Source organism: Microbispora sp. CA-102843 (assembly GCF_050936215.1).
Classification (GTDB): Bacteria; Actinomycetota; Actinomycetes; order Streptosporangiales; family Streptosporangiaceae; genus Microbispora.
Map to the genome: position 1 here is coordinate 632,433 of NZ_JBNJNF010000001.1, position 21,268 is coordinate 653,700.

21 protein-coding genes are annotated in these 21,268 nt (G+C 71.0%); 8 read left to right on the top strand and 13 right to left on the bottom strand.

The genetic code is table 11. The annotated features are described in order from the left end of the window. Positions 1–209: 209 nt before the first annotated feature. Positions 210–1,238: a phosphoribosylformylglycinamidine cyclo-ligase gene (gene purM, locus ACQEVJ_RS03065; protein ID WP_433096926.1), complete on the bottom strand. Its 1,029-nt coding sequence runs from the start codon at positions 1,236–1,238 to the stop codon at positions 210–212. Next, complete coding sequence (purF, locus tag ACQEVJ_RS03070; protein WP_433096928.1) at positions 1,235–2,671, bottom strand: amidophosphoribosyltransferase; 1,437 nt, start codon at positions 2,669–2,671, stop codon at positions 1,235–1,237. Before purF ends, purM begins: the two co-directional genes overlap by 4 nt. 181 nt (positions 2,672–2,852) lie before the next feature. Here purF and ACQEVJ_RS03075 point away from each other — a divergent pair, with 181 nt between their 5' ends. Beyond that, entirely contained in the window at positions 2,853–3,419 is a 567-nt protein-coding gene (locus ACQEVJ_RS03075; RefSeq protein WP_433096930.1) for a hypothetical protein, read from the top strand. Positions 3,420–3,432: 13 nt separating this feature from the next. Here the strand turns inward: ACQEVJ_RS03075 and ACQEVJ_RS03080 are convergent, their stop codons facing one another. Next, the gene (locus ACQEVJ_RS03080; protein ID WP_433096932.1) at positions 3,433–3,873 is read right to left on the bottom strand and encodes a sterol carrier family protein; all 441 of its coding nucleotides are present in this window, start codon (positions 3,871–3,873) and stop codon (positions 3,433–3,435) included. Between the two features lie 121 nt (positions 3,874–3,994). On the opposite strand from ACQEVJ_RS03080, the gene ACQEVJ_RS03085 reads away from it, so the two are divergent. Both ACQEVJ_RS03085 and ACQEVJ_RS03090 read left to right on the top strand, forming a co-directional pair. Continuing rightward, the gene (locus tag ACQEVJ_RS03085; RefSeq protein ID WP_433096934.1) at positions 3,995–4,543 is read left to right on the top strand and encodes an RNA polymerase sigma factor; all 549 of its coding nucleotides are present in this window, start codon (positions 3,995–3,997) and stop codon (positions 4,541–4,543) included. After that, positions 4,540–5,529, top strand: coding sequence for a hypothetical protein (locus ACQEVJ_RS03090; protein WP_433096936.1), 990 nt, complete (start codon positions 4,540–4,542; stop codon positions 5,527–5,529). The genes ACQEVJ_RS03085 and ACQEVJ_RS03090 overlap by 4 nt, the downstream gene beginning before the upstream one ends. Before the next feature lie 42 nt (positions 5,530–5,571). Here the strand turns inward: ACQEVJ_RS03090 and ACQEVJ_RS03095 are convergent, their stop codons facing one another. Further along, positions 5,572–6,657, bottom strand: a complete 1,086-nt coding sequence (locus tag ACQEVJ_RS03095; protein WP_433096938.1) for an FAD-dependent oxidoreductase — start codon at positions 6,655–6,657, stop codon at positions 5,572–5,574. Next, the gene (locus tag ACQEVJ_RS03100) at positions 6,654–7,220 is read right to left on the bottom strand and encodes an SDR family oxidoreductase (protein ID WP_433096940.1); all 567 of its coding nucleotides are present in this window, start codon (positions 7,218–7,220) and stop codon (positions 6,654–6,656) included. The genes ACQEVJ_RS03095 and ACQEVJ_RS03100 overlap by 4 nt, the downstream gene beginning before the upstream one ends. An 81-nt stretch (positions 7,221–7,301) precedes the next feature. Between ACQEVJ_RS03100 and ACQEVJ_RS03105 the strand changes: the two genes are divergently transcribed. Then, positions 7,302–8,252 carry an Lrp/AsnC family transcriptional regulator gene (locus tag ACQEVJ_RS03105; protein WP_433096942.1) on the top strand — a complete coding sequence of 317 codons (951 nt, stop codon included), beginning with the start codon at positions 7,302–7,304 and terminating at the stop codon, positions 8,250–8,252. Positions 8,253–8,274: 22 nt separating this feature from the next. On the opposite strand, the gene ACQEVJ_RS03110 is transcribed toward ACQEVJ_RS03105, so the two are convergent. Further along, positions 8,275–9,699, bottom strand: coding sequence for an MFS transporter (locus ACQEVJ_RS03110; RefSeq protein WP_433096944.1), 1,425 nt, complete (start codon positions 9,697–9,699; stop codon positions 8,275–8,277). A gap of 109 nt (positions 9,700–9,808) precedes the next feature. Here ACQEVJ_RS03110 and ACQEVJ_RS03115 point away from each other — a divergent pair, with 109 nt between their 5' ends. Next, entirely contained in the window at positions 9,809–10,504 is a 696-nt protein-coding gene (locus tag ACQEVJ_RS03115) for a TetR family transcriptional regulator (RefSeq protein WP_433096946.1), read from the top strand. On the opposite strand, the gene ACQEVJ_RS03120 is transcribed toward ACQEVJ_RS03115, so the two are convergent. Beyond that, on the bottom strand, positions 10,411–11,097 hold the full coding sequence (locus ACQEVJ_RS03120; protein WP_433096948.1) for a hypothetical protein: 687 nt from the start codon (positions 11,095–11,097) through the stop codon (positions 10,411–10,413). The genes ACQEVJ_RS03115 and ACQEVJ_RS03120 overlap by 94 nt on opposite strands. Then, positions 11,091–11,492, bottom strand: coding sequence for an MFS transporter (locus tag ACQEVJ_RS03125; protein ID WP_433096950.1), 402 nt, complete (start codon positions 11,490–11,492; stop codon positions 11,091–11,093). Before ACQEVJ_RS03125 ends, ACQEVJ_RS03120 begins: the two co-directional genes overlap by 7 nt. 221 nt (positions 11,493–11,713) lie before the next feature. On the opposite strand from ACQEVJ_RS03125, the gene ACQEVJ_RS03130 reads away from it, so the two are divergent. Beyond that, the gene (locus ACQEVJ_RS03130; RefSeq protein WP_433096952.1) at positions 11,714–12,205 is read left to right on the top strand and encodes a hypothetical protein; all 492 of its coding nucleotides are present in this window, start codon (positions 11,714–11,716) and stop codon (positions 12,203–12,205) included. Positions 12,206–12,500: 295 nt separating this feature from the next. Then, entirely contained in the window at positions 12,501–13,439 is a 939-nt protein-coding gene (locus ACQEVJ_RS03135; protein ID WP_433096954.1) for a hypothetical protein, read from the top strand. Between the two features lie 248 nt (positions 13,440–13,687). Here the strand turns inward: ACQEVJ_RS03135 and ACQEVJ_RS03140 are convergent, their stop codons facing one another. After that, on the bottom strand, positions 13,688–13,897 hold the full coding sequence (locus tag ACQEVJ_RS03140) for a hypothetical protein (protein ID WP_433096956.1): 210 nt from the start codon (positions 13,895–13,897) through the stop codon (positions 13,688–13,690). Positions 13,898–14,122: 225 nt separating this feature from the next. Further along, positions 14,123–15,295, bottom strand: coding sequence for a PucR family transcriptional regulator (locus tag ACQEVJ_RS03145; RefSeq protein WP_433096958.1), 1,173 nt, complete (start codon positions 15,293–15,295; stop codon positions 14,123–14,125). Positions 15,296–15,403: 108 nt separating this feature from the next. Between ACQEVJ_RS03145 and ACQEVJ_RS03150 the strand changes: the two genes are divergently transcribed. Continuing rightward, positions 15,404–17,512 (top strand): M6 family metalloprotease domain-containing protein, encoded by a 2,109-nt coding sequence (locus ACQEVJ_RS03150; RefSeq protein WP_433096960.1) that lies wholly within the window; start codon positions 15,404–15,406, stop codon positions 17,510–17,512. Positions 17,513–17,576: 64 nt separating this feature from the next. Here the strand turns inward: ACQEVJ_RS03150 and purL are convergent, their stop codons facing one another. The 3 genes from purL to ACQEVJ_RS03165 all read right to left on the bottom strand — a co-directional run bounded on the left by purL (position 17,577) and on the right by ACQEVJ_RS03165 (position 21,175). Further along, positions 17,577–19,832 (bottom strand): phosphoribosylformylglycinamidine synthase subunit PurL, encoded by a 2,256-nt coding sequence (purL, locus tag ACQEVJ_RS03155; RefSeq protein ID WP_433096962.1) that lies wholly within the window; start codon positions 19,830–19,832, stop codon positions 17,577–17,579. A 23-nt stretch (positions 19,833–19,855) separates the two neighbouring features. After that, the gene (purQ, locus tag ACQEVJ_RS03160; protein WP_139579754.1) at positions 19,856–20,539 is read right to left on the bottom strand and encodes a phosphoribosylformylglycinamidine synthase subunit PurQ; all 684 of its coding nucleotides are present in this window, start codon (positions 20,537–20,539) and stop codon (positions 19,856–19,858) included. A gap of 186 nt (positions 20,540–20,725) precedes the next feature. After that, positions 20,726–21,175 (bottom strand): ATP-binding protein, encoded by a 450-nt coding sequence (locus ACQEVJ_RS03165; RefSeq protein ID WP_433096964.1) that lies wholly within the window; start codon positions 21,173–21,175, stop codon positions 20,726–20,728. Positions 21,176–21,268 lie beyond the last annotated feature (93 nt).

Sequence of the window (21,268 nt, forward strand, 5' to 3'; positions counted from 1 at the left end):
CGGCCAGGCCGGGACCGCCGGGCCGCGGACTCCGCGAGCCCGATCGGCCCTTGCTGTCACCGGGACCGCCGTCCCCGGGACCGTCGTGTCGCCACGGGCTGTTGCCCGGGTGCTCGCAGCGGCGAACCAGGGAGAGGCCGTCGGCCGCCGCGGCCGTCACGCCACGATCTCCATTCGGCGACCGTTCATCCGGCCGGGCGGCCCGAACCTCACCGATGGAACCGGGCCTGTCCCTCGCCCGCGACGATCTCGCCCAGCACCCAGGCGGGCAGGCCGCGACCGGCCAGCAGGGCGAGTGCCTTGTCGGCCTCCGCCGCCGGGACGATCGCGCACATGCCCACGCCGAGGTTGAACGTCTTGTCCATCTCCTCCTGGGGCACGCCGCCGTGCCCGGCCAGCACCTCGAAGATCGCGGGCGGCGTCCAGGAGCTCCGGTCGAGAAGGGCGTCCACCGTGCCCGGCAGTGACCTGGCCAGGTTGGCCGCCAGCCCGCCGCCGGTGATGTGGGCCAGGGCGTGCACCTCGGTCTCCCGGATGAGCGCCAGGCAGTCGAGCGAATAGATGCGGGTGGGCTCAAGCAGCGCCTCGCCGAGCGTACGGCCCAGCTCGGGCAGCTCCTGCTCCAGGCCCAGCCCGGCGGTCTTGATCACATGCCTGACCAGCGAGTAGCCGTTGGAGTGGACGCCGCTGGAGGCCAGCCCGAGCACCACGTCCCCCGGCACGACCCGGTCGGGACCGAGCATCTCGTCCGCCTCGACGACTCCGGTGCCGGCGCCCGCGAGGTCGTACTCGTCGGGGCCCATCGCCCCCGGGTGCTCGGCGGTCTCCCCGCCCACCAGCGCGCAGCCCGCGAGCCGGCACCCCTCGGCCACGCCGCCCACGATGTCGGCGATCCGCTCGGGCACGACCTTGCCGCACGCGATGTAGTCGGTCATGAACAGCGGCTCGGCCCCGCAGACCACGAGGTCGTCCACGACCATGCCCACGAGGTCGATCCCGATCGTGTCGTGCTTGCCGAGCTGCTGGGCCAGCATGACCTTGGTGCCCACGCCGTCGGTGGACGTGGCCAGCAGCGGCCTGCGGTAGCGCAGGAACGCCGAGGCGTCGAAGAGCCCGGCGAAGCCGCTGGCGTCGTCCACGACCTCAGGCCGCCGGGAGCGCGCCACCCGCGACTTCATCAGCTCGACCGCGCGGTCGCCGGCCTCGATGTCGACGCCTGCGTCGGCGTAGCTGGTCATCGCTGAGCCTCCAGCACGAACTTGCCCACCCTGTCGTCCTCGATCGGAATGGGGTACTCACCGGTGAAGCAGGCGCGGCAGAGCCGGTCGGCCGGCAACGTCGTCGCCCGGGTGAGCCCCTCCAGGGAGATGTACCCGAGGGAGTCGGCGCCGAGCGAGGAGCGGATCTCCTCGACCGACAGCGACCCGGCGATCAGCTCCGCGCGGGTGGCGAAGTCGATGCCGTAGAAGCACGGCCAGGCGACCGGGGGCGAGGAGATCCGGACGTGGACCTCGGCGGCCCCGGCCTCGCGCAGCATCTTCACGATGGCCCGCTGGGTGTTGCCGCGGACGATCGAGTCGTCCACGACCACCAGCCGCTTGCCCTCGATGACCTCGCGCAGCGGGTTGAGCTTGAGGCGGATGCCGAGCTGGCGGATGGTCTGCGACGGCTGGATGAACGTCCGGCCGACGTAGGAGTTCTTCACCAGGCCCTGGCCGTACGGGATGCCGCTCTGCTCGGCGTAGCCGATGGCGGCGGGGGTGCCGGACTCGGGCGTGGGGATCACGAGGTCGGCGTCCACCGGGTGCTCGCGGGCCAGCACGCGGCCGACCTCGACCCGGGTGGACTGCACGCCGCGCCCGGCGATCGTGGTGTCGGGCCGGGCGAGGTAGACGTACTCGAACAGGCAGCCCTTGGGCTCGGCCGGCGCGAAGCGACGCGAGCGGACCCCGCGCTCGTCGATGGCCAGCAGTTCGCCGGGCTCGATCTCGCGGATGAACGACGCGCCGACGATGTCGAGGGCGGCGGTCTCGGACGCGACCACCCAGCCGCGCTCCAGCCGGCCCAGCACGAGCGGGCGGATGCCCTGCGGGTCGCGGGCGGCGAACAGCGTCGTCTCGTTCATCCAGACGAGCGAGTAGGCGCCCTTGACCTCCGGGAGCAGCTCGGCCGCCACGTCCTCGACCGGGCGCGAGGAGTCCTGCGCCAGGAGTGCGGTGAGCACCTCGGTGTCGGTCGTCGCACGGGTGGAGCCCGGCGCGAGCCGCTCGGCGAGGAAGGCGGTGTTGATCAGGTTGCCGTTGTGGGCGAGCGCCAGCCCGCCGCCGGCGGTGGAGTTCAGCGTGGGCTGCGCGTTCTCCCAGACGCTCGATCCGGTGGTGGAGTAACGGCAGTGCCCGATGGACAGGTGCCCCCGCAGGGTGCCGAGAATCGACTCGTCGAAGACCTGGGCCACCAGACCCATGTCCTTGTAGACGAGGATGCGGCTGCCCTCGCTGACCGCGATGCCCGCAGATTCCTGCCCGCGGTGCTGCAGCGCGTAGAGGCCGTAGTAGGTGAGTTTGGAGACGTCCTCCCCGGGCGCCCATACGCCGAAGACGCCACAGGCGTCCTTCGGAGCGCGGTCCTGGGGGTCGAGGTCATGGCCCAGCCGGCCGTCGCCCTTCAACACGTACTTGAGTCTATTTGGGCGTTGGCGCTGCTCAAACCCGGGCATGCCCGTCAGGCGCCGGAAGCATCACCCGCCCTTTGCCGTGTCGCCCCTGCTCACAGGGGGAATTCGGGGGAGCCTGGGCTTTCGGACAGGCCCCAAGAATCGGATATAGCCCGAAATCGGTACAGGAGGGATGATCGTGGCGACACCCGACGACCCCGGGCGCCCGCGGGAGCCGTACGGCCCGGGGACTCCGGAGGAGCGGGAGCCGTCGGCCGGGGTGCCGGAAGGACCCGCAGGCCCGCCCTATGGGGGACCGCACCAGCCCCCCTACGGAGGCCCGCCCTATGGTCAGCCTCCCTACGGCCAGCCGCCGTACGGGGGGCCGCTGCCGCCGCCCCCGGGGCCTGGCGGACCTCCCGGTGGGCCCTGGGGGCCGCAGCCGGGCGGCGGGCTCGGGACGGCCGCGCTGGTGCTCGGGATCTGCTCGATCGTCCTGCTGCTGATCTGCGGCGTCGGCACGCTCGTGGCGGTCGTCGGGCTCATCCTCGGTATCGTGGCGCTCGCCAGGAACTCCAACCGGCGCAGGGCGGCCGGGGGAGTGGTGCTGAGCACGCTGACCCTGCTGCTCGCCCTGATCATGAGCGTGGCGCTCTACAACTGGTTCCATGAGAGGCATGTCGACGAGTGCTTCGACCGCCGGCTCTACCCCACGCAGGAGGACGCGCAGCGCTGCGTGCAGAACAAGCTCTCCGGGTTCCGGTGACCCGGACGGGGGGTCACCAGAGCGGCAGCAGCGCGGACAGGTCGGCCCGTGAGCCGCTGGCCGCGATCTTCCCGGCGTCGGCGGCGTCGGCCCAGGCCAGCCGGCCGGTGGCCATTTCGAGCCAGGTGCGTGGGTCGGTCTCGATGACGTTGGGCGGGGTGCCCCGCGTGTGCCGGGGCCCCTCCACGCACTGCACCGCGGCGTGCGGGGGGACCCGCACCTCCACCGACCGTCCCGGCGCCCGCGCGGCCAGGTCCTCCAGCAGGTGCCGTACGGCGGCGCGGGCGGCGGCCCTCAGCGGCGTGAGCCCGGCCTCGTAGGCGTCGAGCACGGCCAGCACGCACGCGTTGCCGGCCGCGCTCTCGGGGCCGTCGAACGGCGGCCGTCCGAGATCGGCGAGCTGGGCGTCGAGCGCCTCTCTGATCTTCCCTGGGTCGAGTCTGCGTGCCGGCACCGGCCCATTGTCCCGGATTCCGCCCCCTCTCGATGTGGCGGGAAATGATGGGCGGTCTCCGTACATGAGAGGGGTGTCCGTAGTAGCACCCGAACAAGGGAAACGATCATGGGGATCGCCCGTGGATGACGAACCGTCGGCCCGGTTCGAGGCCGTCTACCGGGAGACGTACGGCCGGCTCACGGCGTACGCCGCGCGCCGCTGCGACTCGCCCCAGGACGCGGCCGACGTGGTGGCCGAGGTCTACACCGTCGCCTGGCGGCGGATGGACGACTTACCGGAGGGGGACGAGGCCGTCCTGTGGCTGTACGGCGTCGCCCGCAACGTGGTGGCCAACCACCGCAGGGGCGAGGTCCGCCGCCAGGCCCGCAGCGCCCAGCTCGACGCCGAGCTGGCCGACCTGTACGCGGACTCCCCCGAGAGCGGGGTCGAGCTGGCCGCGATCAGCGAGGCGTTCCTGAGCCTGTCGGACGACGACCGGGAGTTGCTGTCGCTGGTCGCCTGGGAGGGGCTGGGCCGCGAGGAGATCGCCACGGCGCTCGGCCTGTCGCGCAACGCCGTACGCATCCGGCTCCACCGCGCCCGAAGGCGCTTTTCCCGCGCGCTCGCCGAGGCGGGCGTCCATCTCACGTCACAGAGTCGGCTGGCGCCGGCGGGGAGGTCGCTGTGAAGGACATCGAAGAGATGATCGGGCCGCTGGCCCGGGTCGAGCCCGGCACGCCGGGTGGCCGCCCGTCCGGCGCGGGGGCGCGGGCGTTGCTGGCCTCGATCACGGCCGAGCCGCCCGGCGGCGGCGCGACCGCGCCTGCGCGTGCCGGGCGGCGCGGCCCGAAGCGACTGGCTCTGGGCCTGGCGGTCGCCGCCGTGGCCGCCGCGGCCATCGTCGTCGGCCCGAGCCTGCTCGACGATGGAGTCCTCGTCACACCTTCCTACGCCGTGACCAAGGACTCCGACGGGGTCGTGTGGGTCAAGGTCCGCGACTTCCGCGATGTCGCGGGGCTGACGAAGCAGCTGCGTGACCTGGGGGTCCCCGCCATCGTCGACTACGCGCCTCTGGGAAAGATGTGCCGGGAGCCGCGCGCCACCTATGTGAAGGACATCCCCCAGGGCCTCTACTACCCGCCGACGAACATTCCGGGCGAGAAGGAGGGCTGGCAGATGCGCATCGACACCCGGCTGTTCAAGCCCGGCCAGACCTTCGTCTGGACCCTCACGGCCCTGCCCGGCGGCGAAAGCAGCACCAGCACGATCCTCATGAACGACCCGGTGAAGCCGTGCGTGCTCGTGCCCGACGACACCCCCAAGATGAAGACGATCGAGTCGCAGCTCTTCGCCTATCGCACGGCGACGACGAAGGGCCGCTCGCTCGCCGGATACCGGGTGGACGGGAAGACGGTGGGCGAGGTCGTGCCGGAGATCGAGAAGCGCGGGCTGAAGGTCACCTATGCGCTCATCGAGCCGAACCCCCGGAACCTCGGCGGCTATGCCATCGATCCGCACGAACAGGACATCCCCGTCGGGAAGGACTGGACCGTCTGGGAGGCGGAGGAGTCCATCCGGAAGCCCAAACTGATCCGCCTGCTCGTGACCAAGGAGCACCTCGACTGGAACCCGGTCTACGACGGCGGTTCGCGCGACGACGTGATCAAGGAATAGAACCTCCGTACGGCTCCGCGGTGTGCGGAGCCGTACGAGGACTCAGGCAATCGGCTCGGCCTCGTGACCGGCCGGGAGCGGGTCCTGGCCGAGGATTCGGGCGCCGTTGGCGGCGGAGGCGCGGACCGCGGCGAATCCGGAGTCGATCATCTCGCGCTCGTACGAACGCAGTTCCGCGATCAGGGGACGGCCACTGGCGAGAGCGGCGGCCAGGCTCGCGGCGTCCCCGAGGGCGAGGTTGGCCCCGGCTCCTCCCGCCGGGCTCATCGCGTGGGCCGCGTCGCCGAGCAGCGTGACACGGGTGGTGTCCCAGGGGGCGATCGGGACGCTGGTGCGCAGTGCGAGCGGAAAGACCTCGTGCCAGTCGGCGAGCATCTGCCGAACGCGGGGATGCCAGCCGTACGTCATCTCCGTGACCAGGGATTTGAGCTGCCGCTGGGTCATGAGGTGCGGCTCCGGCGGCAGTTCCTCGGCGCGGGTGCCGAAGGAGAAGGTGGCGTAGTCGCGGGTGAGGGCGATGCCCACCACACGGTGGCGGGGCCCGGTGACGGCGCTGAACACGTGGTCCAGGTCCTCGGCCGACTCTCGCGGGATCTTGCCGTAGATCTGGGTGAGGCCGGTGCCGACGACGCGGGCGTGCGGCAGGTACTGCCGGCGGACCGCGGAGCCGACACCGTCGGCGCCCACCAGCACCTCGCCGGTGGCCGTGGTGCCGTCGTCGAAGCGCGCGGTCACATACCCGTCCTCCGACTGGAAGGCGGTGAGGCGCCTGCCATAGCTGATCAGCCCCTTCACGTCGGCCAGCAGGGTGTCACGCAGCTCCTGCCGGTCGACCGACAGGTGCCGGCCGCCGAAATCGTGCTCCTCCAGCACGCGCAGTGCCGGGTCGAAACGGACGAACCGCGGCTTGGGCGTGTGGGCGGCGGACAGGAACGCGGCCCAGCGTTCGGGCGCGAGCACGGATGCCAGCGCGTCGATGCCCACGTCGCCGAGATGGAGACGGTATCCCTGCCCGCGAACCACGGGCGAGACGTCGCGTTCGTGGACGGCCACGTCGATGCCGGTCCCGCGCAGTCCGTTGGCCAGGGCCAGGCCGCCGAGACCGGCTCCGATGACGATCACTCTCATCGCGGCTCACCGCCGAAGTCGGCCGCGCGCTCGGTGGCCCACGCCGACAGCGGCGTGGCCGGAGTGCCGGTGATGCCGGGCACGGTGGCGGTGACGGCGGGCGACGGGGAGGCGATCATCGTGGCGTATCCGTCGAGCAGCTCGTCCACGAAGCCGTCGGGGAAGCCGGGATCGGCCAGCAGCCTGGCGCGTTCCTCCTCCCGCGTCAGCTCGTGCCAGCGCAGCGGCCGGGCGACCGCGGTGGGCTGCAACTCGGGGACCACGCCCGGGCGTGCGCCGCCGCCCGTCATGAAGACGACCCGGCGGGTGTGGCGCTTGAGCGCGTCGACGAGGGGCCGGGCGGGTTCGGCCGAATGGAACGGCCACATCAGGAACGCCGCCTCGACACCGTCAAGGGCGCCGGGCGCGTCCAGGTCCGGAGTGACGACCTCGACGCCCGTGGGGAGGCCGGCGGTTCGCGGGCGGCGGCTGGTCGCCCGTACGGCGGCGCCCGCCCTGGCGAGCCGCTCCACGACTCGCCGGCCGACGTTTCCCGTGCCGCCGAAAACCAGGTAAGTGCTCATGCGCCCACGATCGCTTCGAACCGGCAGCGTCCGCAGGCCAGCGGCATTTCGGCGGCGGAAAATCGCATGAGACCATGAAATATGGCAAAAAGCGGCGAGCTGGATGGCGTCGACCGTGCTCTCGTGCACGCGCTCCAGATCGACGGCCGGGCTTCCTTCCGTCGGATCGCCGAGATCGTCGGCACCTCCGAGCACACCATCGCGCGCCGCTACCGCGGGCTGCGCGCTCAGGGGCTCCTGCGGGTGGTCGGCATGCTCGACGGCACCCGCTTCGGGCAGACCTCCTGGGCGGTGCGCCTGGTCTGCACGCCGGACGCCGCCGGGCCGGTGGCCGAGGCGCTGGCCCGGCGCGAGGACACCGTCTGGGTGCGCCTGCTGTCCGGCGGCACCGAGATCGCCTGCGGGGTCCAGGCCGGCGGGGAGGGCGACGACCTGTTGCTGAAGAAGCTGCCCAGGACTCCGCGTGTCGTGTCGATGTCGGCGCACGCCACGCTGCACATGTTCGCCGGATGGCGCAGCCGGACAGCCGTGCTCTCGGACGAGCAGGCCGCGCGCCTGCGCCCGGATCGTGCGGACGAGCACGAGATCAGCCTGGGCGGCGAGGACCGTGCCCTGCTGCGGGTGCTGGCCCGGGACGGCCGGGCCGGCTTCGGCGAACTGGCGGCGGCGGCCGGGTGCTCGCAGACCACGGCGCGCCGCCGGCTGGAGCAGCTGCGCGCCGGCGGCGCGCTGCGCTTCGACGTCGAGATCCCCGCCCGGGCGCTCGGCTACCACGCCGAGGCATGGTTGTGGATGAAGGTCGAGCCACGGGCGCTGACCGCGGTCGGCGCGGCCATGGCCGGGCACGCCGAGGCCGACGTGGTGGCCGCCACCACCGGCCCGACCAATCTGATGGCAGGGGTGACCTGCCGTAACACCCAGGCCCTCTACCGCTACCTGACAGAGCGGGTGGCGACGCTGGACGGAGTGCGCGAGGTGGAGACCGCCCCGGTGATCCGCACCGTCAAGCGGGTCGGCACCCTGCTGCCCTGAACTCCTCGGTGATCCGGCGGAGTCAGGCGACCGGCTCGGCCACCGCGGGCTCGGTGGGCTCGGCGGAGGCGACGGCGGCCCGGTTGCGGCGCAGGGAGTAGACGCTGACCGGGACGCCGACCAGCACGATCGCCGCCGCGATCACCAGCGTGAACCGGTACGCCTCAAGGAAGGCGTGCAGCGGAGGGCCGGCGACCGCGCTCTGCCTGGCGCTGAGGATCGCGCCCAGGATCGTGATGCCGAGCAGGCCGAAGACCTCACGGGAGACGTTGAGCACGCCCGAGGCCACGCCGGCCCTCGCGGGGGGCATCGCGTTCAGCACCACGTTGGTCAGCGGGACGAGCAGGCCGGCGCCCGCGCCGTACAGCAGGAACCAGGGGAGCAGGTCGCCGTAGTGGGAGCCCTCGCCCGCACTCGACAGCCCGCCGATGGCCACCGCCATCAGGCCGAGGCCGACGGCGACCGTGCCCGCGCTGCCGAAACGCTCGGCGATCCGCGGTGAGACGCTCGCGATCACCGCCATGAGCAGCGCCATGGGCACGAAGCCCGCGCCCGCCGCCGTGGGGGAGAACCCGAGCGCGCTCTGGAGGTAGAGCGCGGTGAAGAAGTAGATGCCGAAGACGCCGAACGACCACAGGCCCATCGACAGCAGGCCGCCGCTGAAGACCCGATCCCGGAACAGCGTGAGGTCGATCATCGGCTGCGCCGCACGGGACTCGACGACCAGGAACGAGACGGCGGCCACCGCGAAGACCGCGAACGCGCCGAGGATCGGTGCGGAGGTCCACCCACGCGACTCGCCCTCGATGAGCGCGTAGGTGAGAGCGAACAGCGCCACGGCCGAGGTGGCCAGGCCCGGCAGGTCGAGAGCCGCCCGCCCGGCCGCGGCCCGCTCGACCCTGATCGAACGCAGGCCGATCACGGCCGCGATCACGCCGATCGGCAGGTTGATCAGGAAGATCCAGCCCCAGTCGGCGTTCTCGCTGAGGAATCCGCCGGTGAGCGGGCCGATCGCGAGGGCCAGGGCGCCGACCGCGCTCCAGATGCCGACGGCCGTCGCCCGCTCGCGCGGGTCCGGGAAGATCCGCGGCAGCAGGGCCAGCGCCGACGGCGTCACCAGCGCCGCGCCGAGTCCCTGCACCGCCCGCGCCGCGATCAGCGTTTCCTGGCTCCCGGCGAGGCCCGCCGCCACCGACGCGAGCGTGAAGACCGCCAGGCCGCCGAAGAACGCCGTCCGGGGGCCGAAGACGTCCGCCAGGCGTCCGCCGGCGAGCAGCAGACCCGCGAACGCCAGGATGTACGCGCTCACGATCCACTCCAGGCCGGAGATCGTCAGCGCCAGGTCCCGCTGGATCGTCGGCAGTGCCACGTTGACCACGTTGTTGTCCAAATAGGTCATGAAAGTCGCGAGCGCCACCGCGACGAGCGCCCACCATCGTCCGGACATCTGTCCCCCTCTTGTACGTGGTACATGTACGGCGTACATGTACGGTGCATAGGAGACCTTGTACGGCGTATAGTTGTCAAGTGCCGATGAGGTAGGGAGGCTGCGGACCATGGCGAACGCGGAGCGGCTGAGCCGCCGGAGTCTGGTCGAGAAGGCCGTGGAGCTGGCCGACGCCGAGAGCCTGGAGGCGGTCACGGTGCGGCGGCTCGCCCAGGAGCTCGGCGTCACGCCGATGGCCCTCTACTGGCACGTCAAGAACAAGGACCAGTTGCTCATCTGCCTCGCCGACCACCTGCTCGCCGAGGTCACGCCCGAGTTCGACCCCGCCGCGCCGTGGCAGGACCGGCTGCGGGCCATGGTCGAGGCGCTGATCCGGGTGATGCGCCGGCACCGGTACATGCCCGGTCTGTTCGGGATGGTCCTGAAAGAGGACGTGCCGAGCTTCACGCGGGCGACCAACACCGCGCTGGAACTGCTGGCTCAGGCCGGGTTCCCGCTGGACGAGGGTTACTTCGTCTCCTCGTACCTGCTGCACGGCGCGATGGCCCTGGTGGACGACGAGCCGGGGTGCCCACGCGTCATGACGCCGGAGGAGGCGGCCGAGTGGCGCCGGCAGAAGCGGCTGACCCTGGAACGGCTCCCGGCCGACGAGTTCCCCCGCATCCTGGAGTACGCCAAGACCATGGAGCAGGAGCCCGACGTGGAGGCGTACTACGCCTTCGGGCTCGATCTCCTGATGTCCGGGGTCGAGGCCATGGCCGCGAAGAAGACGCCGAGCAGCGCGACGCAGAACAGCACGAGGTAGGTGCTGCGGAACCCGGCCATGAGCGGCCGCAGCGCGACCGGGGACACCTGTGACAGCGTCCCCGCGTAGACCTGGTCGCGCAGCGCCGGCGCTACCGAGGCGGTCAGAATGCTCAGCGTCGTCGCCACGCTGAGCACGACGCCGACGTTCATGACCATCAGGCGGAAGCCGTTCACCACTCCGCGGCTCTCCTCCGGCAGCGCGCTCATGACCTGCGTCGTGTTGCCGGTGAGGAAGGCGCCGCTGCCGCACCCGCAGACGAAGAGCCCGATCCCGATCACCCAGTAGGGCGTGGCCGGGCCGGCCGAGAGCGTGAGCACGAGCAGCCCCGACGCCGTGAGCACGCACCCGCCCACCGACAGCGCGTACGGGCTCACCCTGCGGCCCAGTGCGCCCGGCAGGGGAGAGGCGACGGTCATGCCCACGGGGACCGGCAGCACGCCCAGGCCGGCGGCCAGCGCGTCGGCCCCACGCGCGGCCTGGAAGTAGAGCCCGGCGAGCAGGATCAGCGACGAGCGCGCCAGCGCGTTGGCGAACGACGCCAGATTGGCGCACAGCAGCATGCGGCCGCCGAAGAGCGTGAGGTTCAGCACCGGGTTGCGCGCCCTGCGCTCCAGCGCGAACAGCGCGGGGCCGCCCGCAGGGCGATGAGCACCCCGACGTCCGGCGCGATCCCGGCGAGCAGCGACGCGCCCGTGAACAGGGCGAACCCGACGAGGTAGACCTCCCGTCTGCCGAGCAGGTCCGCGACGCGACCGAACAACACCAGAGTCGATGTGCTGATCAGCAGGTGCGCGAGCAGGATCCAGCTCGACGCCAGCGGCCCGGCGTCGAAGTGCCGTACGACCGCGGGGAGGGCGACGTTCAGCGTGCTGGAGCTGAGCCCGATGAGCACGAGACCGAGCCCGGTGACGGAGCAGACCCTCCAGGCGTACCGGAGGGCCTCCGCATGGTCGGAAGAGCCGGGCTCTCCGGGGGCGTCGGCCACGCCGTCGATTCTGACGTACGCCGTACGTCTGAATTGTCCCGGAACCACTCAGCGGACGGGAAAGAGCGGCCGGTGCCCCTGACGTCGCCTTCCTCATGGAACAGGGCTTTTTGACCGTAGGTGCTTACTCGTAGCGGAGATGCACATACGTGATGTTTGGGATGGCAACCCGAGCATCTGCTGGCACGTGAATCACGTGGGCTCTGTTTCACGCACTTCGTGTGCCTCGGCAAGGGAAGTCCCGTGGCTATCAAGTTGCCGGGCGGACGCACCATCGGCCTGATGACGGCTGGTGCTCCGGCTGGGTCGGTCCTTGTCCTGGGTGGCGCGGCCACTGCCTCGTCGGCGAGCGACGCGCCAAGGGCGAGCCCGGCAAGGACGGCGCCCCCGGCAAGGACGGCGCTCCGGGCCGCGACGGCATCGCGAGCATCTCCGCCAAGCAGAAGGAGTTCAACTTCGGCATCGGTGGCGGATCGGTCCAGCTGACCTGCGACAACGGTTACGCCACGGGTGGTGGGTTCACCGGCACGAAGATCATCGGCGAGAGCACCGCCAACGGCCCGATCCTCGCCGGTGGCAAGCCCACCGGCTGGCAGGTCGGCGGCACCTCGACCGGGGGTACCGCGTACGTGATCTGCGCCGGTGTCGGCGGCGGCGGCAGCGGTCTCGCCAGAGAAGACGAGCCTGCCGGCGGCAAGGGCCGGGACAAGTAGCTCGGCGAGGGACGGCGGGCCGACCCGGCGAGGGTTCCCGTCTGCGGCGCCGCCGGAGAGGGGTGAGGTGGTGGGGTCCCTGAGGGCTCCACCACGCTCGCGTCCCCGGCCGGTTTCTTGACTGCTCGGACTCACCGGTAGCGGAGATACACATACGTGATGTTTGGCATGACAACCCGCATATCTCCCAGCGCGTGATTCACATGTACAACTTCTGCGTTTCACGCACTTCGTGTGCCTCAGAAAGGGAAGTCCCGTGGCTATCAAGTTGCCGGGCGGACGCACCATCGGCCTGATGACGGCTGGTGCTCTGGCTGGATCGGTCCTTGTCCTGGGTGGCGCGGCCACTGCCTCGTCGGCGAGTGACGCCGCCTTCTACGCGTGTGTGAACAAGAGCACGCGGTATATGCGCCTGGTCAATGCCACGACGACGTGCAAGCCGACCGAGACGAAGGTGTCGTGGAACAAGACCGGTCCGCAGGGTCCGCAGGGTGCGGTGGGCATCGGCGGCACCGGCGCGAAGGGCGACACCGGTGAGCAGGGCCCGCGCGGTCCCCAGGGCCTGCGCGGTCCCCAGGGCTTGCGCGGTCCCGCCGGTCCGCAGGGCGTCAAGGGCGACACCGGTGCCGCAGGCGCCAAGGGTGAGCCCGGCAAGGACGGCGCCCCCGGTAAGGACGGCAAGGAAGGCGACCGTGGTCCCGCCGGTCCCGCAGGCGCCAAGGGCGACACCGGTCCGCGCGGCCTGCAGGGCGAGAAGGGCGACCGTGGTCCCGCCGGTCCGCAGGGTGAGAAGGGCGAGCGCGGCCTGCCGGGCAAGGAGGGCGACCGGGGTCCCGCCGGTGCGCAGGGCCCCAAGGGCGCCGACGGCAAGGACGGCACCCCCGGCAAGGACGGCACCCCCGGCAAGGACGGCAAGAGCGCCTGCGACATTTGGAAGGAGCGCACCTGCACCTCCAAGGACGAGGCCGACTTCCTCAAGTGGGTCAAGGGCCAGGGCGGCAGCGGCGGCGACGCGCCCGCCCTTAGCTCGCGGATGGCGAGCCAGATCATCTCCGGAAGCAGCGGGACCGTCTCCTGTGGGGCGGACGAGAGGGTTACCGGCGGCGGCTTCAAGATCAACTCAAGTAAGACCGTCACGGGCAGCTATATGAGCGGCAACGGCTGGACCGTCGAGCTGACGGGCAACGGCAACGGGAACGGCCTCGTCTACGCCGTCTGCACGAAGATCTCGTAAGGCTCTCGCGGAGCGTGCTGGTGGAGTCCGTGGGGGCTCCACCGGACGCGCCACCCATGCTTGCCGTACGCGATGAGGCGTTGGCGTACGGCACTGCGAAGGCCCTTCCGGAGGGGTTACCGGAAGGGCCTTCGTCGCTTACGGGGGCTGTCGCCGGCTCCGGAGCCCAAGGTTTCCGATCATGACCGAGCCCCCCTACCTGTAGGCCGCCCGGGCGCCTACGACACCGCCGCCATGGACTACGCCGATCACCTCCGGCACCAGTTGAACGAGAAGCCGTTCGAGCGCGCGATGCTCGCCGCGTACGCCGAACTGGTGCGGGCGTCGGGCGTTCCCGGGCCGGTGGCCGACGTCGGCTGCGGGCCCCGGGCGGGCACCTGCTGCTCGCCTTCCAGGTCGGTGACGAGCCCTTCCGCGCGGCGGAGGCGTTCGGCCGGCGGGTCGCGCTCGACTTCCACCGCCTCATCGCCCGCAAACCAGCGCCTCCCCAGCCACGAGCGGTCAGCTGAAGCGGTGGGGAACGAGCGGAGCGGCTGGGAGTGAGGACCGGAGCGAAGCCCAGCGAAGCGGGCTTCGCGAGGACCGGAGCTTCCAGGCGGCGCAGTGAGGTCTCCTATGCCGCGAACGCGCGAATCCGCCAACCGATAGCCGTGGACCCAGCCCTCGGCGACGAACTCGGGCAATCAGTGGTGGCCGGTGTTTTCGGGCTCCACGGGGAGGGGGGATGGGCGGTAGCGGCCGGAGAGGCGGGCGAGTTTGAGGCTGAGATGCAGGCTCAGCCGCTCCTCGCCGTCCCTGAGGTCGGTCTCCGCCAGTTCCTCGACCCGGCGAAGCCGGTAGTAGAGCGAGGTACGGTGCAGGCGGAGTCGGCGGGAGACGGCCTGGGCGTTGCCGGCGAGGTCGAGGTAGATCTCCAGGGTCTCCAGCAGCGGCCGGTGCTGGGCCTCGTTCAGCAGCCGTGCCAGCCCCGGATGGAGGTTGCCGTGCGGCATCCCGGACAGCATGCGGTAGACGCCGAGGCGGTCCCACTCCGCCGAGCGCCCGAAGTCCGGCACCTTCGCGACGACCTCGGCGGCGTGCAACGCCTCCTCGTACGACTCGGCGGCGAGGGAGAGCGAGGGGCGCGGCGAGCCGATCCCGACCAGCACCGGCGTCCCGAGGGCCGCGTGCATCTCCTCGGGGAAGGCGCGGGTGCCCGCGGTGAGCAGTACGGCGTGCTCGTAGCGCACCAGATGCAGGGGATGGTGCCTGGCCAGGCGCCGCCGCAGGGCCAACAGCCCGCGCTCCAGCGTCAGCCGCAGGGTCTCGTCGGCCCCGCCGAGGACGGGCTTGGCGACCGCCACGGTCACGGGCATGCCGTGAGGAAACGCACCGGCCTCGATCAGGGACCTGCCGGCGTCGGGCTCGCGGAGCAGCAGTCCGGTGACGGCCTCCAGTTCGCGGCGCGAGGCGAGCTGGGAGGCCAGGCTCTCGTGGAACAGGGTCAGGGCCAGCGTGGGCGCGGCCTCCGCCGCGACCGCGATCTCCGGCTCGGTCATGGCCGGGGCCGCGTCGATGAACCAGAGGAAGCCGAGCGGCAGGCCGTCGTGCCGTACGGGGACGCAGACCCGCGGCAGCAGCCCCAGCTCCGGGACTCCGGGCGTGCGCAGCGGCTCGGTCGCCTCGTGGATGCCCGCGGCGCGTAGGTAGGCGCGCACGTCGGGGGTAGTGTGGCGGCGCAGGATCGACTGGCGGCGGACGTCGTCCATCGGCCCGTCCTGCTCGCTGTACGCGACGACGTGCTGGCGGCCGTCCTCGAGTAGCAGAGGTCTTTCCAGACGAAGGGCGAGATCGTCCACGATTTGCTGCAGATCCACTACTCGGCCTCCACCTGGACGCTTCGACATCTGTAGGAGAAGGGTCCGCTGGTCTTCCCTACAAGTGACCGATGATCTGCCTCAATAGTCTCTATAGCGTCATAATTCGTGAAAGTCTCAAAAACGGTGTTCCCGGGCATGCTGGCGGCCATCGCGCTCGCCCCGCTCGCGCTGACGGCGGCTCCCGCCTCCGCGGCCCCCGGGGGAGACCCCGATCTCCCCTGGCGGCGTGACCACTGGCCCCAGACCCAGCCCTGGCAGCGCGACGAGCCGGACCAGGCTCAGGCACTGCACGGCCGCGCGTCTCGGGTCGTCGCGCCGATCGATCCGCAGAACTGGAAGAACCCCGACCACATGACGTGGGCGGACTACAAGAAGATCCCGGGCACCGACTGGGCGAACCCCGCCACCAAGGGCTCGGCGCGCACCTTCAAGGGCGCGCTGGTGCTGGTGGACTACCCCAACCAGTCGTTCGTGGTCACTCAGCCGCAGAACTCGACGGTCTTCGGCAACCCCAGCGCCGAGGCCCACGACGTCCCCCGTGACCGAGTCGCCAAGTTCTACCAGGACTTTCTCAACACCCCCAACCAGCTCAACAAGGGCCACACCCTGCACGAGTACTGGATGGAGGACTCCGGCGGCCGGTACGGCGTCGACCTCACCGCGTTCGGCCCATACCGCATGCCGGGCAAGTCGCACGAGTACGCGATGGAGTACCAGCGGGACGCCTGCCCGGCGGGGGACAACTGCAACAAGAACCTGCGCGCCGACGGCAACGCCGCCTGGCTCGCCGACGTCGGCAAGGACGTCGCCTCCCAGTTCGACTTCGTCTTCTATCTGAGCGCCGGCCAGGACGAGTCGTCGACCTGGCAGGAGTTCGGCATGATGAAGTTCCCCACCAAGGAGGACGTCACCGACGACTTCGGGCCGCCGGACCCGAACCTGCCCAACTGGTCCAAGACCCGCTACGTGGACTGGACGTCCTGGGCCGCCGGCTCGACGTTCTGGCCCAACGCGAACATCGGCGTCGACTCTGTTCAGGCCGAGAGCTCCGGCCAGGGGGTCTTCGCCCACGAGTTCAGCCACATCCTGGGCGTCCTGGACAACTACAACAACCCGTACGGCAACCCGCCGGTCCGGGCCTACACCGGCATCTGGGAGATGCTCAGCCGCGGCAGCTTCAACGGCCCCGGCGGCCCGCACAGCCGCTGGCTGATCCCGCCGACGGCGGGCGCGTCGATGGGCGCCCAGCACATGCTGCGCAACAAGATCAAGCTGGGCATGGTCGACGAGCAGAACGTCCTGCGCCTGTCGCGCGAGGCGCTCAGCGACTCCGGCCTGGTGGTCGCCAAGGTGACCGCACGCGAGGTCCAGCCGGGCAAGGGCCGGCTGACCGGCGTCAACATCTCCTTCGACACCGGTGACAAGTCCACGGGGTCGTGCAGTCAGCGGACCGACCCGCTCTGCGACGGCGGCGGCTACGACAACTACACCGTCGAGGTCGTCGACCGGATCGGCAGCGACTCCTTCACCCCCGACTCCGGCGTGCTCCTGGCCAAGACCAAGAACCAGGACCGGGCGCCGTTCGAGTGGGTGATCGACGCCAACCCGCAGGACATCCAGATGACGGACTACGTCCTGCCCGACGGCACCAAGGTCCCGATCACGATCGGTGACTACCGCCAGCTCGCCGACGCCCTCTTCCACGCGGGCACCGACTCGGGCAGCCAGTACGAGTACGTCGACCAGGCCAACCGCCTGCACTTCTACGTCACAGACGTGCAGCGCGACGCCAAGGGGACCTTGTTGTACACGGTGGCGATCAAGTCCCTCGACGGCGCGGGCCCGCAGAAGCGGGGCGTGAAGCTGCTGCCGGGCGCCGGCGTCCCCGCCGCCCAGAAGGGCGTGTCGATGTGCAGCTTCCCGCTGTTCAACACCGGCAAGGCCGCCTCCGCTCAGGGGCAGCACCCCGAGGACGTCAGCGCGTACCTGAACAGTGACGTCTACCGGCTGAAGGCCGAGGTCGAAGGGAACGGCTGGACCACGATCACGCCCAACGCCCTCGCGGCCGTCGACTTCGGCGGCAAGGAGACCGTCACCGTCTTCGCCCAGCAGTCCGCGGGCGGCAGCCGTCACGCCACGGTGAAGCTCACGGCTGCCTCCGAGAGCGACCCGTCCAAGACGATGACCGCCACCTGCCACGTCAACGCCGTCTGACGGCACGCGAAAGGCAAGCAGGCCCTTCCGGACGATCTGTCCGGAAGGGCCTGCCCAGTTGCGATCAGCCGAAGACGCGCGGGAGCGCGGACGCGTGGACCTCCCGGAGTTCCTCGACCGGGACGTCGAGGACGCCCTCGACCGTGAGCGCGGAACCGCCGGTGAGGCCGAGCCCGGAGCAGGGGACCTCGTAGCGGGCGCACAGGTCGGCCACGGCGTCGAACGCCTCGGGCCGCACGCACACCAGCGCCCGTGCGGCCGACTCGCTGAACAGCTCGGCGAAGGCGTCATCGCCCGGCAGGGTCACCGTGCAGCCGACGCCCTGGGCCAGGCACGACTCCGCCAAGGCGATCGCGAGACCGCCGTCGGACAGGTCGTGCGAGCCCTCCAGCAGCCCGCGGGCCGCCGCCTCGGTCAGCACCGCGGCCAGGGCGCGCTCGGCCTCCAGGTCCGCCTGCGGCGGCAGGCCGCCCAGGTGGCCGTGGACGACGTGCGCCCACTCCGAGCCGCCGAACTCCTCGCGGGTCTCGCCCAGCAGGAGGACACGCAGGCCGGGGGCCGTGAAGCCGGACCTGACCCGCTGCGCCACGTCGTCGATCACGCCGAGCACGCCGACCACCGGCGTCGGGTTGATCGCGGTCGAGCCCGTCTGGTTGTAGAACGACACGTTGCCGCCGGTCACCGGCACGCCCAGGGTCCGGCAGGCGTCGGCGAGCCCGCGTACGGCCTCGGAGAACTGCCACATGACCTCGGGGTCCTCGGGCGAGCCGAAGTTGAGGCAGTTGGTGACGGCGAGCGGCTTCGCGCCGGTCACCGCCACGTTGCGGTACGCCTCCGCCAGTGCGAGCTGGGCCCCCGTGTACGGATCGAGCTTCGCGTAGCGGCCGTTGCCGTCGGTGGCGAGCGCGATGCCGCCGGTGGTCTCCTGAGCGCCCGGCATGACCTCGGAGATGCGCAGCATGCCGGAGTCGGCGGGCTGGGCCAGCACCGTGTTGCCCCGGACGTACCGGTCGTACTGGGAGGTCACCCACTCCTTCGACCCGAGGTTGGGCGAGCCGAGCAGGGTGAGCAGCGTCTCCCGCAGGTCCTCGGGCCTCGGCAGGCGCTCGGGGCCGTCGGCGTTGAGCGCCGCCTGCCCGGCGGGCTCGTGGAACGGGCGCTCGTAGACCGGGCCCTCGTCGGCGGCGGTGCCCGGCGGGATGTCGACGATGACCTCGCCGTCCCACGTCATGACGAGCCTGCCGGTGTCGGTGACCTCGCCGATCACGGTCGCCGGGACGTCCCACTTGTCGCAGATCGCCATGAAGGCCGGGATGTCGTCGGGCGTGACGACCGCCATCATGCGCTCCTGCGACTCGCTCATCAGGATCTCCTCGGGCCGCAGTGTGGGATCGCGCAGCGGGACGAGGTTGAGGTTCACCTCCATGCCGCCGGTGCCCTTGGCGGCCAGCTCGGTCGTGGCGCAGGACACCCCGGCCGCGCCGAGGTCCTGGATGCCGACGACCACGTCCGCCTGGTAGAGCTCCAGGCAGCACTCGATCAGCAGCTTCTCCATGAACGGGTCGCCGACCTGCACGGCGGGCCGCTTGGCCTGCGACTCGTCCTCGAAGGTGGCCGATGCCAGCACCGACGCGCCGCCGATGCCGTCCGCGCCGGTCCTGGCGCCGAACAGCACGACCTTGTTGCCGGGGCCGGGCGCGGTGGCCAGCTTGATCTGGTCCTTGCGCAGCAGGCCGACGCACAGGGCGTTGACCAGCGGGTTGCCGATGTAGCAGGGGTCGAAGACGACCTCGCCGCCGATGTTGGGCAGGCCGAGGCAGTTGCCGTAGTGGCTGATGCCCTCGACGACTCCGGGCAGCACGCGGCGCGTGTCGGGCTGGTCGGCCCCGCCGAAGCGCAGCGAGTCCATGACCGCGACCGGCCGGGCGCCCATCGACATGATGTCGCGCACGATGCCGCCGACGCCGGTCGCGGCGCCCTGGTGCGGCTCGACGTACGACGGGTGGTTGTGCGACTCGATCTTGAAGGTGGCGGCCCAGCCGTCGCCGATGTCGACCACGCCGGCGTTCTCGCCCATGCCGACGAGCAGGGCCTCCGACTTGGGCGCCTTGGTCCCGAACTGCCGCAGGTGCACCTTGGACGACTTGTAGGAGCAGTGCTCGCTCCACATCACCGAGTAGATCGCCAGCTCTGAGCTGGTCGGGCGGCGCCCGAGGATCTCGCGTACGCGCTGGTACTCGTCGTCCTTCATGCCCAGCTCGGCGTACGGCTGGCGCTCGTCCGGCGTCTCCTGCGCGCGCCTCACACTGTCGGTGCTCATTGGTCCTCGTTCGCTCCCGGTGCTCACGCGTTCACCAGCCTCTTCAGGATGGAGGTGAAGAAGTGGCGGCCGTCCACGCTCGGCGCGCCGGTCAGGTCCTCGACCGCGTGCTCGGGGTGGGGCATGAGACCGACGATGTTCCCGGCCTCGTTGGTGATCCCGGCGATGTCGTTGAGCGAGCCGTTCGGGTTGCCGCCCGCGTAGCGGAAGACCACCCGGCCCTCGCCCTCCAGCGCCGCCAGCGTGGCGGCGTCGGCCACGTAACGGCCCTCGCCGTGCTTGATCGGCAGCACGATCTCCTGGCCGTCCGCGAAGTCGGCCGTCCACGCCGTACGCGTGCTCTCCACGCGGATGCGCTGGTCGCGGCAGATGTAGTGGAGACCCTCGTTGCGAGTCAGCGCGCCCGGCAGCAGGTGCGCCTCGCAGAGGATCTGGAAGCCGTTGCAGGTGCCGAGCACGGGCAGCCCGGCCTGGGCGGCCGGTATCAGCTCGGTCATGAGAGGGGAGAACCGGGAGATCGCTCCGCAGCGAAGATAGTCGCCGTAGGAGAACCCGCCGGGCAGGAAGACGGCGTCGACTCCCTTGAGGTCGTGATCGGCGTGCCACAGGGGCACCGCCTCCGCTCCGGCCAGCCGTACGGCTCGCGCGGCGTCCTGGTCGTCGAGTGTTCCGGGGAAGGTGACGACGCCCACCCGGGCAGCGCTCATGACAGTATTCCCTCCAAGGGTCCCCGCCAGGCCGGACGCCACCGTCTCATGTGCCGGACGGCGGTCAGTGGCGGTACACCTCAGGGTATCGGAGCCGCCAAACCGGCTCCCCCTGCGGAGGCCCACTCCCGATCACGCGTCGCGCCGGGGGTTTCCCGAGCCCGGCGCGGTGCGGAACCGGGGCCCTCAGACCACGGCGAGGTGGCGATCGAGGGTGAGGTGGTGGGCGATGGCGTCCTCGTCCCAGTCGAGTTCCTTGCACAGACGCACGGTCGTGCCGCGCCCGGGCGTGATGTCGAACGAGAGATCGTCCACGACGGCGCGCATGATCAGGATGCCCCGGCCGTTCTCGGTCTCTGCCGGCGGATACTGCCGGGGGATCATGTGCAGCCCCTCGCCTTCGTCGGTGACGCGCAACTCACAGCGGCCGTTGCCTATGGTGGCCATGACCTCGTAGCGGTTGGCGGGACCACCGTGCCGCACCGCGTTGGCGCACGCCTCGGACGTGGCCAGGAGTATGTCGGACACGCACTCCTCGGTCACCCCGAGAGACCGGAGCGCGTCTCCCACCACTCGGCGGACCATCGGGATGCCGATCGCGTCCCGTGGCATCGCCAGTGAGAACTCAATATCCACCGGACCCCTCCCCGGTGTCGAAGGTCACCAAGGTAGGTTTCCCCGATGAATCAGGGCTAACCGCAAAATCACGTCCCCGTTATTCAGGACGCT